Annotated in this window: 9 protein-coding genes and 2 rRNA genes; 1 reads left to right on the plus strand and 10 read right to left on the minus strand. The window is 64.4% G+C overall.

Annotated features, from left to right (window positions below; all coding sequences use genetic code 11):
* Nucleotides 1-6: 6 nt before the first annotated feature.
* Together mmsB and CKW24_RS25255 are read right to left on the minus strand one after the other, a co-directional pair.
* Nucleotides 7-894 (minus strand): 3-hydroxyisobutyrate dehydrogenase, encoded by an 888-nt coding sequence (mmsB, locus tag CKW24_RS25250; RefSeq protein WP_095171294.1) that lies wholly within the window; start codon nt 892-894, stop codon nt 7-9.
* 13 nt (nt 895-907) lie between these two features.
* Entirely contained in the window at nt 908-2434 is a 1527-nt protein-coding gene (locus tag CKW24_RS25255) for a CoA-acylating methylmalonate-semialdehyde dehydrogenase (RefSeq protein WP_095171296.1), read from the minus strand.
* A gap of 149 nt (nt 2435-2583) precedes the next feature.
* Between CKW24_RS25255 and CKW24_RS25260 the strand changes: the two genes are divergently transcribed.
* Complete coding sequence (locus tag CKW24_RS25260) at nt 2584-3531, plus strand: LysR family transcriptional regulator (protein ID WP_095171298.1); 948 nt, start codon at nt 2584-2586, stop codon at nt 3529-3531.
* Here the strand turns inward: CKW24_RS25260 and CKW24_RS25265 are convergent.
* From CKW24_RS25265 to CKW24_RS25300, 8 genes are all read right to left on the minus strand, one after another.
* The gene (locus tag CKW24_RS25265; protein WP_095171300.1) at nt 3528-4031 is read right to left on the minus strand and encodes an OmpA family protein; all 504 of its coding nucleotides are present in this window, start codon (nt 4029-4031) and stop codon (nt 3528-3530) included. The two genes, CKW24_RS25260 and CKW24_RS25265, sit on opposite strands and share 4 nt — an antisense overlap.
* Nucleotides 4032-4035: 4 nt before the next feature.
* Entirely contained in the window at nt 4036-5304 is a 1269-nt protein-coding gene (locus CKW24_RS25270; protein ID WP_095171302.1) for a diguanylate cyclase domain-containing protein, read from the minus strand.
* The gene (locus CKW24_RS25275) at nt 5301-5876 is read right to left on the minus strand and encodes a YfiR family protein (RefSeq protein WP_095171304.1); all 576 of its coding nucleotides are present in this window, start codon (nt 5874-5876) and stop codon (nt 5301-5303) included. Before CKW24_RS25275 ends, CKW24_RS25270 begins: the two co-directional genes overlap by 4 nt.
* 146 nt (nt 5877-6022) lie before the next feature.
* Complete coding sequence (gene recD, locus CKW24_RS25280; protein WP_095171306.1) at nt 6023-8125, minus strand: exodeoxyribonuclease V subunit alpha; 2103 nt, start codon at nt 8123-8125, stop codon at nt 6023-6025.
* Nucleotides 8122-11811 (minus strand): exodeoxyribonuclease V subunit beta, encoded by a 3690-nt coding sequence (gene recB, locus CKW24_RS25285; protein ID WP_095171307.1) that lies wholly within the window; start codon nt 11809-11811, stop codon nt 8122-8124. The genes recD and recB overlap by 4 nt, the downstream gene beginning before the upstream one ends.
* Nucleotides 11811-15260, minus strand: coding sequence for an exodeoxyribonuclease V subunit gamma (recC, locus tag CKW24_RS25290; protein ID WP_095171317.1), 3450 nt, complete (start codon nt 15258-15260; stop codon nt 11811-11813). The genes recB and recC overlap by 1 nt, the downstream gene beginning before the upstream one ends.
* A gap of 156 nt (nt 15261-15416) precedes the next feature.
* Nucleotides 15417-15532, minus strand: a 5S ribosomal RNA gene (gene rrf / locus CKW24_RS25295).
* A 168-nt stretch (nt 15533-15700) separates the two neighbouring features.
* Nucleotides 15701-15807 (minus strand): 23S ribosomal RNA (locus tag CKW24_RS25300); the annotation flags it as partial.

Consider the following 15807-nt stretch of genomic DNA (forward strand, 5'->3'; position numbering starts at 1 on the left):
CCTGTTTTACTGCGGCTTGCGGTAGCTGTTGATGATGGCCGAGAAATCCTGGCCACCTTCACCGCGCAGGCTCATGGCCTGGTACAGCTGCTGGGCCACCGCGCCCATTACCACAGGCTGATGCGCCTGGCGTGCTGCCTCGGTGGCCAGGCCGAGGTCCTTGAGCATCAGTTCGGCACCAAAACCACCGGTGTAGCCGCGCGAAGCTGGCGCGGTTTCCACCACCCCAGGCCAGGGGTTGTACATCTCCGAACTCCAGCAACGGCCGGTCGAGCTATTGATGATCCCCGCCAGCACGCCGGTGTCGATCCCCAGCGCGTCGCCCAGGGCCATGGCTTCACTGACGCCAACCATGGAAATGCCCAGCAGCAGGTTGTTGCAGATCTTGGCGATCTGCCCGGTGCCGACTTCACCGCAGTGCACGATGTTGCGGCCCATCTGCGCCAGCACCGGTTGCAGGGTGGCGAACAGCTCCACCGTGGCGCCGACCATGAAGGTCAGGGTGCCGGCCGCCGCACCACCGGTGCCGCCGGACACCGGTGCGTCAGCCATGGTTACGCCCTGCTTGGCTGCCGCTGCGGCGACATCGCGGGCGGTCTGCGGGTCGATGGTGCTGCAGTCCACCGCCGGGACCCCTTTGCCGATCCCCGCCAGTACGCCGTCTTCACCCAGCCAGACGCTGCGCACATGCACCGCGGCCGGCAGCATGGTGATCACCAGTTCGGCACCCTGCGCGGCTTCACGGGCCGTGGCGCTGATGTGCCCGCCCAGTTGCTCCAGCTCGGCCAGCACCGCCTTGTTCAGGTCGACCAGGTTCAACGAATGGCCGGCCTTGATCAGGTTGCGCGCCATCGGCGCGCCCATGTTGCCCAGACCAATAAACGCAATCTTCATGATGTCGGGCTCCTTAGCGCAGGTTGATCGTGGTGTTCACACCGTCGTTGACGCTGTTGTCATCAAACCAGCGGCTGGTGACGGTCTTGGTCTGAGTGTAGAACTGCACCACTTGCTTGCCATACGGGCCCAGGTCGCCGAGCTTGGAGCCACGGGAACCGGTGAAGCTGAAAAACGGCACTGGCACCGGGATCGGGATGTTGATACCCACCTGGCCGACGTCGATTTCGCTCTGGAACTTGCGCGCCGCCGCCCCGCTCTGGGTGAACAGGCCGGTACCGTTGCCGAACGGGTTGGCGTTGACCATGGCGATCGCCTGGTCAAGGGTGTCGACTTCGAGCACCACCAGCACCGGGCCGAAGATTTCCTGGGTGTAGATCTGCATGTCGGTGGTCACCCCGGAGAACAGGGTCGGGCCGACGAAGTTGCCTTGCTCGAAGCCCGGGACGCTAATCTCGCGACCATCGAGTTCCAGCTTGGCGCCTTCCTTGATACCGCTTTCGATCAGGTCGAGGATCCGTGCCTTGGCGCGCTTGGAGATCACCGGGCCGACATCGGTGCCTGGCTCACTGCCGGCATTGACCTTGAGTTTTTGCGCCAGCGCCTTAAGGTCCGGCAGCCATTGCTTGGCCGCACCTACCAGGACCACTACCGAGGTGGCCATGCAGCGTTGCCCGGCCGCACCGAAACCGGCACCGACCAGGGCGTTGAGGGTTTGCTCGCGGTTGGCATCCGGCAGTACCACGGCGTGGTTCTTGGCGCCCATCATCGATTGCACGCGTTTGCCGTGCTTGCCGGCCAGGTCGTAGACGTGGGTGCCAACCGCGGTCGAACCGACGAAGGACACCGCCTTGATGTCCTTGTGGGTGCACAGCGCATCCACCACGTCCTTACCGCCGTGCACCACGTTGAGCACACCGGCCGGTACGCCGGCTTCGATCGCCAGTTCCACCAGCAGCAAGGTCGACAGCGGGTCCTGTTCGGACGGCTTGAGCACGAAGGTGTTGCCGCAGGCGATGGCCATCGGGAACATCCACAGTGGGATCATCGCCGGGAAGTTGAATGGGGTGATGCCAGCGCACACACCGATAGGCTGGCGCAGGGTATAGGTGTCAACGCCGCCGGCGACGTTCTCGGCAAACTCGCCCATTTGCAGGGTGCCGATGGAACAGGCGTGCTCGACCACTTCCAGGCCACGGAAAATGTCGCCTTCAGCGTCGGCGATGGTTTTGCCCTGCTCGGCACTGAGGACCACGGCGATGCGCTTGGAGTGCTCGCGAATCAAGGCCTGGAGCTTGAGCATGATGCGCATCCGCGCGCCGATCGGGGTCAGCTTCCAGGTCTGGAACGCACGATGGGCGGCGTCGATGGCAGCGTTGACTTCTTCAGCGGTGGCAAACGGCACCTTGGCCAGCACTTGCTGGGTCGCCGGATTGACGATGTCGTGCCATTCGGTGGTCTTGGACTCGACCCATTGACCGTCGATCAACAGCTTGGCCGTTTGCACGGTGGTTTCGTTGGGCGTGAGGGATGCGTTCATGCTGGTCTCCGGGACTTATAGTTATGCTGGGAGCCAAGGCGAACAAGCCGCCTTGAGATGAGGCGTGGACCGCGACGTGGTGGGCGGACTGTTTTTGGAGTATAGATGTGCAAACTTCTAATAAGAACGCACATAAAAGCCGGTCCAACATGCAAAAAAACATCACATCGCTGGGCTCCCTGAACTGGGATGACTTGAAGTTTTTCCTCGAGGTGGCCCGTACCCGCAAGGCCAGCACGGCCGCCAAACGCCTGGCCGTGGATTACACCACGGTGTCGCGGCGCATCAGTTCGCTGGAAGGCGCCCTGGGCACCCTGCTGTTCGAGAAGTCGCGGACCAACGGCTTTGTCCTCACCGCCGAGGGCCAGCGCCTGCTGGGCTATGCCGAGTCGATAGAAAGCACCCTGCACATGGCGTGCGAGCAGGTGTCAGGTTCGGGGGTGGCGTTGTCCGGGCATGTGCGCATGGGCTGTACCGAAGGCTTCGGCAGCTTTTTCATCACGCCGCAGTTGAGCCACTTCGTCGATGCCTACCCGGCGATCTCGGTGGACATCCTGCCGCTGCCGCACTTCATTAGCCTGTCCAAGCGCGAAGCGGACATCGTCATTGCTCTTGAGCGTCCGGAACACGGGCCGTATGTCTGCTGCAAACTCTGCGACTACCGCCTGCAGCTGTACGCGACCCAGGACTACCTCGACCAACACCCGCCCATCCGTCGCCCGGCGGACCTGGCCCAGCATCAGTTCATCAGTTATGTCGACGACCTGGCCTTCAGCTCGGAGCTGCTGTACCTGGCCAACGTCCTGCCCGGCGCCAGCGCCAACCTGCGCAGCACCAGCGTGATCGCCCAATTCGTCGCCGCCCAGCAAGGCCGCTCGCTGGCGATCCTGCCGTGCTTCCTGGCAGCCCAGGATGCACGGCTGCTGCCGGTGCTACCGGCAGAAATCAACATCACCCGACAGTTCTGGATGTACTGCCGCGAGGACCTGCGCAAGCTCAAGCGGATCACCCTGCTCTGGGATTACATCCGTAACGTGACCGAGCAGAACCAGGGGTTGTTGATGGGTGAGACCCGCCAGATACACTTTGCCGATTAGTCGGCGCTGACCACGATGGCCACGCGGCGGTTTTCGGTGCGGCCGCTGGCGGTTTTGTTCGAGGCTACCGGTACGCTGCTGCCGAGGCCGCGCAGTTGGACGTTTTCTTCACGCATGCCGACGCGGGTCAGTACGTTGCGCACGCTCTTGGCGCGGCGCATGGACAGTTGCTGGTTGTAGGCTTCCTTGCCGGAGGCGTCGGTGTGGCCGTCGACTCGCACGCGGTCGATGCCAACTCCCAGTAGCGCCTTGCCGATGCGCTCGACAATTTCCGTGCTCTGCGCGTTGAGGCTTTCCACGTCGCTGCCGAACAGCACCTTGCCCGACAGGCCAAACGCCCAGCCTTCGTCAGTCAGTTCGAACCCCTGCTGTTTGAGCACGGCGATCTGCGCGGGGGTCAGGCCCTTTTGCGGCGCCGTCTGGCACCCGGTCAAGGCCAGCAGGGCCATGAACAGGGTCAGGGTGAAGAATCGAAGGGAACGCTGGGTAACTGAGAACACGAGGTTAGCTCCTGGTTTTAAGATTGGCGGCAAGGTGCTCCGACCGTGCCGTGTATTGCCCGCCTCGGGAGAGGCGTTTGGCCTGGTACATCGCCGCGTCGGCGGAATGTAACAAGGTGCCAGGGGTGGCACCATGATCCGGGTAAAGCGCGATCCCGACACTCAGCGAGGTCTGGACCGAGGAGCCATCAGGCAACTGCACCGGCAGTGCCATGCTGGCGATGATCTTGCCGGCAATGCGCTCGGCATCTTCGATCTTGTGCAGAGGGGTCAGCAGCACGGCAAACTCATCGCCACCGAGCCGCGCCACCAGGTCTTCTTCGCGCAATTGCGCACGTACCCGGGTGGCCACCGCTACCAGCACCGCATCGCCGGCCGCGTGCCCGTAGTTGTCGTTGATGCCCTTGAACCGATCGCTGTCGAGAAACAGCACGGCCACTCGTTCGTTGTACTTGCTGGCACTGCGCACGGCCCGCGCCAGCCGCCCTTCGAAGAAGGCCCGGTTGGGCAACCCGGTGAGGCTGTCGTGATTGGCCTGGTGCGCCAGGCTTTCGTTTTCGCTCTGCAGGTGGGTCTGCCAGGACTCCAGTTCGTCGAGCAAGGCATTGAAGTCGTTGCCCAGGCTGTCCAGCTCGGCGATGCGCGCCGGCGGCACGCGCTGGTCAAAGGCGCGTTCGCTGCGGGCCGCGTGCGCCACTCGCGCCAGGCTGCGCAGCGGCCCGGTGATGCCCTTGAGTTGGCGCCGCGCGAGGAACAACGCAACCCAGGCGCTGAGGGCGCTGCACAGGATAATCCCCGCCAGGCCGCTGAGCAGGAAGCGCATCAGGCTGCCGCCATGGCCGATGATCAGGATGCTGCCGACTTCCCGGTCCTGATGGACGATGGGCATGCGGATCGGTTCTTCCAGCACGCGGCGGGCGATCTGCACTTCCAATGCCGAGACCAGCCCGTGTTCCCCACGCTGCCAGCGGGCCAACAACTGGCCCTGGGCATCGAACACCTGCGCGTCGGCCACTTCTTCGGTGGAGGCGATCAAGGCCAGCGCTTCGTTGGCGGCGGCCTTGTCGTTGAACACCACCGCCGCTTCCACGGTGTAATTGATGGAACGGGCGATCAGGTGCAGGTTGTGATCGGCATACACCCGCAACGCCAGCACACCGAGCACTGTCAGGGACAAGCTGGTCATGGCCACCCCGACCAGCGCCACGATCAGGTTGCCACGGCCAATGACTGAACGCAGGGTCGGACGCCCGTCTCGGTTGAACAGGTTCATGGCGCTACCGACTTGCGACGCGAGAGTTGCAATACGCTGGGGTGAATGCGCACGCCGCTGCGCGCCACCGAGTCGAGGTTGACCTCGAACGACACTTGCTGGTCGCTGACTCGCAAGCAAAACAGGCTGCCCACCGCGCAATGCTCGTCGGCCTCGCTGATGCTGAGCACCGGGTGCCCGATCAACGAGGTGAACAAGCCACTGCGTTCCTCGGCGCTCAGTTCGCCGATATAGACCGCATCACATTCAGTGGCGATAGCCGGGTAGCTCGCCAACAGTCGGCGCACCAACACCGGACGGCCGGTGGCCTGGGTGGTGCCCTTGACCAGGTCGTCGGTGTATTGGGTAGGGCCGAGGAGGCACAGGCGCAATTTTTCGGGTTCGACCGGCCAGCGGGCGTAGCTGAGAATCCCCAGCACCACCTGGGTCACCGAGCGGGCGCGCTGGTCGGCCATGCTGGCCGGCAATCGGCTCTCGGCGAACAGTTGCACGCTGAACAGACAGAGAATCCCAGCCAGCACCAAGCGCTTGCAGCTCATCATGGATTCTGTCGTCCAGACAGCCAGCTTCATGCGGGGATTCTCGTTGATTTCGACAAAATGATGCCGCAACGATAGCACAGCGCCGATACCCCGGCGAGGACGCCCCGCCTGCCAGCCCGCGGGGCTATGCCGTTTGTTGCAGCACTGGCGAGACGCTGAGGAAGCTGACCGATCGGTCACCTATCGCTGGCGTCCGCCAATTCCAGCATCAGCCCGCTCAAGCGCTTGACCTTGCGCTTGACCGCCTCTTCAAACACCCCGCTGCGCGACTCGATCAGGCTGAACCAATCCTTGGCCCGGGTGATGCCGGTGTAGATCAGTTCCTTGGTCAGCACCGGGTTGAGGGCGTCCGGCAGAATCAGCGCGGTGTGGGCGAATTCCGAGCCCTGGGATTTGTGCACGGTCATGGCGTAGACGGTCTCTACATCGTTGAGCCGACTGGGCAACACGAACCGTACCCCGCCCCGCCCGTCGTTGCGGGCAAAGGCCACGCGCAGCACCTGCTTGCCGCCAGGCAGGGCATCGCGCTCAGGTAATTTGAGGGCGATGCCGATGTCGCCGTTCATCAAGCCCAGGCCGTAGTCGTTGCGGGTCATCAGCACCGGACGACCTTCGTACCACTGCTGGTCGCTGTCGATCAGCCGGGCCTTGAGCAGCGCCGCGGTGATGCGCTGATTGAGTCCTTCGACGCCCCAGGGTCCCTTGCGCACCGCGCACAGCAGCTGGAACGCATCGAAGGCCTGCAACACCTGCCGCGCCCAATCCGTCCACACCTGATCCTCAGGCACGGCGTCCGGGCTGGGGCGCTGGTTGCGCAACAGGCTCAGGTAATGCCGGTAACCCTGCGGCCCGTCACCGTGACCTTCCAGCAACAGGCGCTCCAGGGCCCGGTCCTGCTCGCCCTTGAGCGCCAGGACAAACAGGTCGGCGTGACTGCGGGCCGCCAGCAACTTGCGCGCCTCCTCAGCCTGCTGCTGGTTGACCCAGCGCGCCAACTGGCCGATGCCACTGCCTTCGCCAAAGCGCCGCGAGTGACGCAACATCACCACTTGTTGCGCCAGCGGGTGGCTGGCGTCGAGGTCTTCCTGCAGGCCGCTGCTGCCCAGGTCCTCAACGCTGACCGTCTCCAGCCAGGCCCGGGTCTGCGGGCTGTACCAGCCAGCTTCGGCATCCCGGCACAGGTCGCCCAGCACGGCACCGGCTTCCACCGACGCCAGTTGGTCCTTGTCGCCCAGCAGCACCAGGCGGGCATGGAGCGGCAAGGCGTCGAGCAGATTGGCCATCATTTCCAGATCGATCATCGACGCCTCATCCACCACCAGCACGTCCAGCGGCAGGCGATTGCCAGCGTGATGGCGAAAGTGCCGAGTGCCGGGACGGCTGCCCAGCAGGCGGTGGACCGTGGTTACGTCAGCGGGGATCTTGTCCCGCACCGCGTCGGCGACCTGCAGGCTGCGTACCTGTTGGCTGATGGACTCGGTGAGGCGCGCGGCTGCCTTGCCCGTCGGAGCCGCAAGGCGAATGCGCAGCGGCTTGCCCGCCTCCACGGCAGGCGCCTGGAGCAACGCCAGCAAGCGCACCACGGTGGTGGTCTTGCCGGTGCCCGGTCCGCCGGTAATGATGCTGAAGGCACTGCGGGTGGCCAGGGCACAGGCGAGCTTCTGCCAGTCGATCGGCGCACCGGCGCGCGCCTGGCCGAACAGCCCGCCCAGGCGCTCGGGCAGGTCGACCGGGGTCGGTTCGGCGGCGACCAGGCGCTGGCGCAGCGCCTGGTCGATGCGCCGTTCGTAGGCCCAGTAGCGGCGCAGGTACAGGCGTTTGCCGGACAGCACCAACGGGCGCTGCAGGGTTTCTTCACGTCCATCGGCGGCCAGCGCCACCAACGGGCTGGAGGCCAGCACCTTGCACCAGTGCGCGCCGTCCAGGCCTTCGAGCAATTGCGAGGGCAACAACTGGGCGCCAGTCTGCACGTCGCCTTCCGGTGGCAAGGACAGGGCGAAGTCCGGCGCTTTGAGGGTCTCGAACAGGTCGAGGCAGACGTGACCATGCCCCAGTTGGTGACTGGTCAAGGTCGCCGCCAGCAGCACCAGTGGATCGTCTTGCGGCGCCCGCTCGTGGAGGAAGGCGACGAAGGCTTTGTCCAGCGCGCGCAACCAGCCGCGCTCGACCCAACGCTCCAGCAGCAGCAACAAATCGCCGGCGCTGCTCAGGGGCTGGAGTTGCGCCAGGCTCTCGGCCGTCAGCGGCGTGGGTAACAGGTCGGCAAAGGAACGGTTCATAGCAATACACCCTGCTCCCAGGCCGGTTCAGGCTTGGCTTCTGGTTTGCCCTGGAACAAGCGGTCCAGGCGTTCGATCAGCTCGCGCGGCGGGCGGGCGAAATAGGCGCCCTGGCTCGCCGCCCGGGTACCGCGCAAAAACAGGTACAGGGCGCCGCCCATGTGCCGGTCGTAGTCGTAGTCGGCGAGGCGCGCCTTGAGTTGGCGATGCAGGGCCAGCAGGTACAGCACGTATTGCAGGTCGTAGCGATGGTCGAGAATCGACTGCTCCATTGCCTGCTCGGTGTAGGCCGAATCGTCGCTGCCCAGCCAGTTGGATTTATAGTCGGCCACGTAGTAGCGCCCGGCGTGCTCGAAGGTCAGGTCGATAAAGCCCTTGAACATGCCGTTGAGCAGCATCGACTCGGCACCCACCCGGGCGACGCCGCCGTGGGTGTATTGGCGCACCAGTTCGTCGAGCTTGAGCACATCGACTTTATGGCTGGCGAACCAGAACTCCATCTCGACCCGGTATTCGCGCAGGTTTCCGAGGACCACCGGCGGTTGCTCGGCGCCCAGGCGCAGTGGGACCTGCAGCAAGTGCTGCAGCCAGTCGCTCAGCGTGACGATCCAGCCCTGCCAGCCGCGACGGTTGCAGCGCCGGGCAATGGCGTCGTCGATCGCCTGCGGGTCGGCACTGAATCCCTCGTCACCGGCCCACTCCAGCAGGCCGTGGAGGAAGGTGCCCGGGTTGGGCCCACGCGGGAAGCGATGGATATCGCCGCCACTGGCCTGCACTTCACGGGGGGCATCGGGGTCGAGGCGTTCGTCATCGAACAGTTTTTGCGCCTGGGCACTTTCCGGGGCTTCCTCGCTGGCGGCAGCAAGGCTGTCGCCAATGCGCAGCCCACTGTAGGAGGCGATCCACCAGTTTTCCGCGGCCTTGCGCTTGGGACTCAGCGCTGCCAGCAACCGTGCGGCGTTGCGCGGCGGCTGGTACTGCTCGTCGCTGGCGGCGGGCATCGGCTGATGCTGCAACGCCGCACAACCTTGCTCCAGCGCATGTAGCCAGGCGGACAGGCCACTGGACTGCGCCAGCGCAGCACCGCCGCCGAGCACATAGCCCAGGGCCGACAGGTGCAATACCGAGCTGTTGCTGTTGCCACGCTTGAGGTCGGCGACACCCAGCCAGCACGCATGCTGGGCGCGGGTCAGGGCCACATAGAGCAGGCGCAGGTCTTCGGCCAGGCGTTCATGGTCGGCCAGGGCGATCAGCTCGGGCGTCGGGTTCAGGGTGACCTGGGGTTTGCCGCGCTCATCGTGGTAGTGCAACGGCAAGCGACTGCCATCCACCGGCTTGGCCGAGCAGATAAAGGGCAGGAACACCAGCGGGTATTCCAGGCCCTTGGATTTGTGGATGGTCACCACCTTGACCAGTTGCTCGTCGCTTTCCAGGCGCAGAATCTGTTCCTCACCCGCCTGCCCGGACAACGCCAGGTGCTCGGACAGGTGACGGATCAGTGCCTGCTCGCCGTCGAGTTCGGCGGCGGCCTGTTGCAACAGTTCCGAAAGGTGCAGCAGGTTGGTCAGCACCCGCTCGCCATCACTGCGGGCGATCAGCACTTGCGGCAACTGGAAGTCGTGGAGCAGGCGCCGTAGCATCGGCAACACGCCCTGCTTGCGCCAGACCTCGCGATACTGGCGGAACTGCATGACCCGCGTTTCCCAGGCCAGCTCATCCTGGTTCAGGCGCTCCAGTTCGCTCAGCGGCAGGTTCAAGGTGGTGCTGCCCAGGGCCGCCCGCAGCGGGCGCTCGACATCCGGTTCGGCGCACGCCTTGAGCCAGCTCAGCAGGTCATGGGCCTCCTGGGCGGCGAACACCGAGTCCTTGTCCGAGAGATAGACGCTGCGCACACCGCGGGCCGACAACTCATGGCGCACCGCTTGGGCTTCCTTGCCGTCGCGCACCAGGATCGCGATGTCGGCCGGCAACAAGCCCCTGAAGGCCTGGCTGTCGCGGACAAAACCCGCCCGCCCCTGCTGGCCGCCATTGAGCAACGCGGTGATTTGACTGGCGCAGGCCGCGGCCAGTTGCTGGCGATAGACCACCCCGGAAAGTGCCTGCTCGCTGGGCAGATGCCAGAGGTTCAGCGCCGGCACGGCCTGGCCGTCGATCTGCAACGACTCCTTGCGCCCCTGGGATTCGACCGGGGCAAAGGGCACCGGGTTGTCACCGTTGGGCTCGCGGAACAGAAACGCGCCCCGGCCCTGCTCCCGCAGTTCGGCAGTCTGGAACACGTGGTTCACCGCCGCGACCATGCCGTGGCTGGAGCGAAAGTTGGTACCCAGGGTGTGCAGGCGGCCGGTGGTGGCCTGGCGCGCTCGCAGGTAGGTGTAGATGTCGGCGCCACGGAAGGCGTAAATCGCCTGCTTCGGGTCACCGATCAGAAACAGCCCGCACTCCGGGTCGTTGTCTTCGATGCGGTAGATGCGCTCGAAGATGCGGTACTGCACCGGGTCGGTGTCCTGGAATTCATCGATCAAGGCAACCGGGAACTGCTCACGGATCAAGGTCGCCAGGCGCTCGCCGCCATCGGCCTGCAACGCTGCGCGCAGGCGCAGCAGCATGTCGTCGAAGCCCATTTCGGCACGCCGGCGTTTCTCTTCCTCAAAACGCCCGCCCACCCACTGCGCCGCATGCTTCAACACGGCGGCGTCCGGGGTCGGCAGCGCATCGAGCCGGGCCTTCAGGCCGGCCATGGCGTCCAGCCCGGGATGGTCCGGCGCCTGGCCTTTCCAGGCTTCGGCCATGCCCTCGGGTGTCAGGCGGATGAAGCCGGTGCCAATGTCCAGTTGCTCGAGGGCTGGATCTTCGGCCCAGGCGCTGATTTTCTCGAACCAGGGCTCGAAGTAGCGCGCTTGCATCTTGCGCCCGTCGACCGCCTTGCTGGCGACGCCTTGCAGGCAGATGTCCCGCAGCTCCTGCGCCCAGACCAGCCAGGGCGCCTTGAGCGTCACCAGGGCCTCGCGCCGCTGTTCAAGACAGGCGGCGATCAACTGCTGCGGCGACTCGCCTTCGATGCTGTCGCGCTCACTGTCGAACAGGCCGCGCACTCGCGCGAGCAATGCGGCAGGTCCGCCCCAGTTGGCACGGACCCAGTTCAGCGCATCGCCCTGCATGGGATAGCAATACAGGCGCCAGTAATCACGCACCACTTCGCCGAGCAGATCGCTGTGGTCGGTTTCCAGGGATTGGGTAAACAGGCTGCCGCTGTCGAAAGCATGTTCGCGCAGCATGCGCTGGCACCAGCTGTGGATGGTCGAGACGGCTGCCTCGTCCATCCACTGCGCGGCGATGTCCAGGCGGTTGGCACAGGCGGGCCATTGCTCGGCGCGGTATTCGGCGCGCAGGTCGGCAATCAGGCTGTCGGGGGCCGGGGTCTCGTCGCGGAAAAACCGTGCGGCTTCGGCCAGGCGCGTGCGGATTCGCTCGCGCAGTTCCTTGGTGGCCGCGTCGGTGAAGGTCACGACGAGGATCTGCGGCGGCAACAATTCGCGGCCAAAGCCGCTGGTGGCGTCACCGTGGCCAAGCACCAGGCGCAGGTACAGCGCGGAGATGGTGAAGGTCTTGCCAGTGCCGGCGCTGGCTTCGATCAATTGGCTGCCGCGCAGGGGAAACGCCAGGGCCAGGGGCAATGTCGCGGTCATCAATTTGACTCCTCGCCGGTCAGTGAGCGCCAGGGTGCCACGAGCAATGGCCGGTAGAGCGCGTCGCACCAGCCGTCAAAGGTCTCGTCGGCCAACAGGGCGTTGTAGTCGGGGAACTGGCGCGCCAGGGCCGGGCTTTCGCGGCGCTCACCCTCGGAAGTCTGGCCATCGCCTTCGTAGGCCTTGCGGGCAGCGGCATCCGCCTTGAGCGGGTCGGTCTGGCCGAGCCAGGCGAAGGCGGTCTTGACCGCGATGGGCAGGGGCTGGCGCATGCCCGCTTGCCAGGCTTGCATCAGTTCACCGAGGAGCTGCTCGGCATGGGGCTGATCCAACGGGTCCAGCAGCAGGCTGTCATCACTGGCGACCAACCCGGTGGTCATCGACAGGCCGCTGGCACAGGCCACCAGGTGATTGACCCAGGGCCGGATCAGGCGATGCCACTTACGCGTCTTGGGCGATCCGATGCTGTTGGGAATGCTGGTGACTGTCAGCAACCCACCATCGCTGCGCTGATGCAGGCCACCCAGCCAACCTTCCAGGCTCACGCCCTGCAGGTTGAGCGATACGGGCAAGGCGCTGGTCAGTGGCGTAGGCCACAACTGCAGCAGGTGTTGATAACGCTGCAACAGGTCCGGCAGTGGCTCGATCAATTCACGCTGCAGGCACTCGCCAAAACCGGCCATGGGCAGCAAGCCGCTGTCCTGCAGGCGCTTGGCCTGGGCCAGCAACGCGGGCTCGGGTTGATCCAGATGACCGAGGGCGGCGGTCAGCAGACTGTCGCTCAGGCTGTAGCGCTGCAAGGCATCGAGGACGAAAGGTTCTTCGTCGGCCAGCGGCGCTTCGGCGGCTTCGAAAAATACTTTCAAGCGCTGGCTGAAAAAGTGCCGGACCGGGTTGCGCAGGAAATCCTGGAGCTGGCCCAGGGACAACGGCTCTTCTTGCACGTAGGGGTCCAGCAGTGTCGACGCTGGTTGGGCCGCGTGCTGCTCGTGCAGCAGCTGCCATTCCCGGGCATAGCTGAAGAGCCCATCGCCTTCATGGAAATAACGGGCGCTGAAGGGTTGCAACGGGTGTTCCTGGGTCAGCGCTTCGAGCAGTGCATCTGGCTCGCCGGCGAGCTTCCAGCCATTGGCCAGGTGGTCACGCAACTGTCCGATCAGCACCGAGGCCGGACGCTCGCTGTTGTCGCGGATGCTGCGCCCGACCCAACTGATGTAGAGCTGGTCCCGCGCCGAGAGCAAGGCCTCGAGCAGCAGGTAACGGTCATCCTCGCGCCGTGAACGATCGCCGGGGCGGTAGTCGCTGCCCATCAGGTCGAAGTCCAGCGGTGGTTGGGCGCGCGGGTAGTCGCCGTCGTTCATGCCCAGCAGGCACACCAACTTGAAGGGGATGGCGCGCATCGGCATCAGGGTGCAGAAATTCACCGCGCCGGCGAGGAAGCGTTGGGACAGGCGGCCCTGATCGAGGCCGGCCAACCAGGCTTCGCGCACCACCGTCAGGGGCAGCGGATCGTGCAAGCCAACTGACTCACAGGTCTCCAGCCAGGTTTCACGCAGCAATTGGAGCTGGGCCAGCAGGTAGTCATCGTGTTCGTTGCTGGCCAGGAAAAACAGCTGCATCAGCGCTTGCAACCGGCTACCCCATTGTTCGGGGGAAGCGGCCTGGCTGAGTTCATCGTGGGCGATCTGCAAGGCATCGAGCAAGGCCACCAGGGGCCCGATCAAGGCCGCATCCAGGCCACCGATTTCATCGTAGGGTTCGATGCCGTCGCAGGCCTGGCCACTGCCCACCGCGTAGCCGAGCAGCATGCGCCGTAAGCCGAAGCGCCAACTGTTCTGCTCCAGTGCGTCGGGCAGGCCGAGGCCGGCGCGTTGCTCGGCGCTCATGCCCCAGCGGATCCCGGCGCCTTCGATCCAGCGATGCAGGGTCGGCAGGTCGCGCTCCTGTACCCCGAATCGCGCGCGCAAGGCGGGCACGTCCAGCAGGTCGAGGATTTCGCTGACCGGGAAACGGCTGTCGGGCAACTTCAGCAGGTGCTCCACGGCAATCAGCAGCGGATCACGGCCGCGCTGGCCCTGGTCGGTGAGGGTAAACGGAATGAAGCGCGGATCAGTGCGCTCCAGCTGCCCGAATACCGCGCTGATGTGCGGCGCATAGCTGTCGACATCCGGCACCATCACGATCACATCCCGCGGGCGCAACTGGGGGTCGGCACTGAAGCGCGCGAGCAACTGGTCATGGAGGATCTCGACTTCCCGTTGCGCGCTGTGGGCTATGTGAAAACGGATCGACTCATCCTGCGCCAGATCCACGACTGGCCATAGTTCGCGGGTTTCGCTCAGCGGACGCAATTCGAGGATGTCGTCCTGCAGTTGGTTGAGCAGCGTCAGTGGCTGGCTTTCGCTGAACAGGTCGATACGTCCGTCGCGAAAGGCCGAGCGATAGCTGTTGGGATCGTCATAGCTGTCGAGCAGGTTGATGTAGTCGCGGCCTTGCTTGCCCCACGCCGCCAGCAGCGGGTGCGCGTGCTGATGCAGGGTTTGCGGATCGAGCACCACCGGCATCCCGGCCTTGCGCGCCTGACGCTTGTATTGGTGCCTTAACAGGTCTTTATCGGCGACGATGTCCGCCCAATGGTGTCGACAAGGGTTATGTACGCAGAGCAGCACCTGGCTGAAACGGGCCAGCCCGGCCAGTGCTTCCAGGGCCTGGGCCGGCAGCGAGGAAATACCAAAAACGATCACCCTGGACGGCAGGCCGGCAGGCGCGGTGTCGAGCCGGGTGATGGTCTCAATGAAACGTTGGTGAACCCCGGCGCGGCTCTGCGCCATGCCTTGCGCTCCGACGTCGAGCAATAGCGCACGCCACAACTCCGCCTGCCAGCAGTTGGCGGGGGTCAGCGGCTTGCTCTCGCCTCTGCCGTTGCGTAATTGATGGCGCCCGGCGGCCCAGTCTTCCAGCCAGTCGGCTCGGTACACCTGGTACTGGTCGAACAGATCGGCGAGGCGCTCAGCCAGCTGGTAGCGTTTACGCAGGTCGTTGTCGTGGGTCAGGAAGCGCTGCAGCGGTTCGAAATGTGGCTGATCGATCAGTTCGGGCAGCAAGCGCATCAGGCGCCAGGTCAGCGGGGCCTTGTCCAGCAAGGACTTGGCGGGAATCTCGGCACGCCCCAGGACCAGGCGGTACAACTGCCACATGAAGCTGCCGGGCAATTGCACATCAATGGCTGCGGCAATGCCACAACCGCCCATGTCGTCTTCTTCCGGGTCTTCGGCCAATGCCAGCTTCAGCCATTGGGCAATACCGTTGCTCTGCACCAGGGCGATTTCGTTTTCCAGGGGCGCCAGCGGATAACGCCGCATCCAACTGACCACCAGGCTACGCAGTTCATCCAGGCGGTTGCCGTGAACCACCATAAAACCAGTACTGAGTAGCGAGCCGTCCGCCATGAATGCTTCCTTGGATAAGTGCCTGAGCCAGGGCCGAACCTTAGCATTTTGTGGCAGCCTGGTGCCGCCCGAAACAGGCACAGTAGGGTGCGCACTTTCTCGCGGACAAAAACAAAACCCCTACCTGCATACGCAGATAGGGGTTTCGGAATTTAATCTTGACGATGACCTACTCTCACATGGGGAAACCCCACACTACCATCGGCGATGCATCGTTTCACTGCTGAGTTCGGGATGGGATCAGGTGGTTCCAATGCTCTATGGTCGTCAAGAAATTCGGGTACTGAATCGTGGCCAGATGACCTCGCTTCAGCAAATTGGGTATGTGATAGCTTTCGGTGTTGTGCGTTGCTTTGAGCAGATTCGAACTTTCGGTTCGTTTCGTCTTCACACACCGCAATCTGATGCTCTTTCGAGTAATCAAATTGCTTGGGTGTTATATGGTCAAGCCTCACGGGCAATTAGTATTGGTTAGCTCAACGCCTCACAGCGCTTACACACCCAACCTATCAACGTCGTAGTCTTCGACGGCCCTTCAGGGGACTCA

Origin of the sequence: Pseudomonas sp. Irchel 3H3 (assembly GCF_900187635.1) — a bacterium.
Taxonomy (GTDB): Bacteria; Pseudomonadota; Gammaproteobacteria; order Pseudomonadales; family Pseudomonadaceae; genus Aquipseudomonas.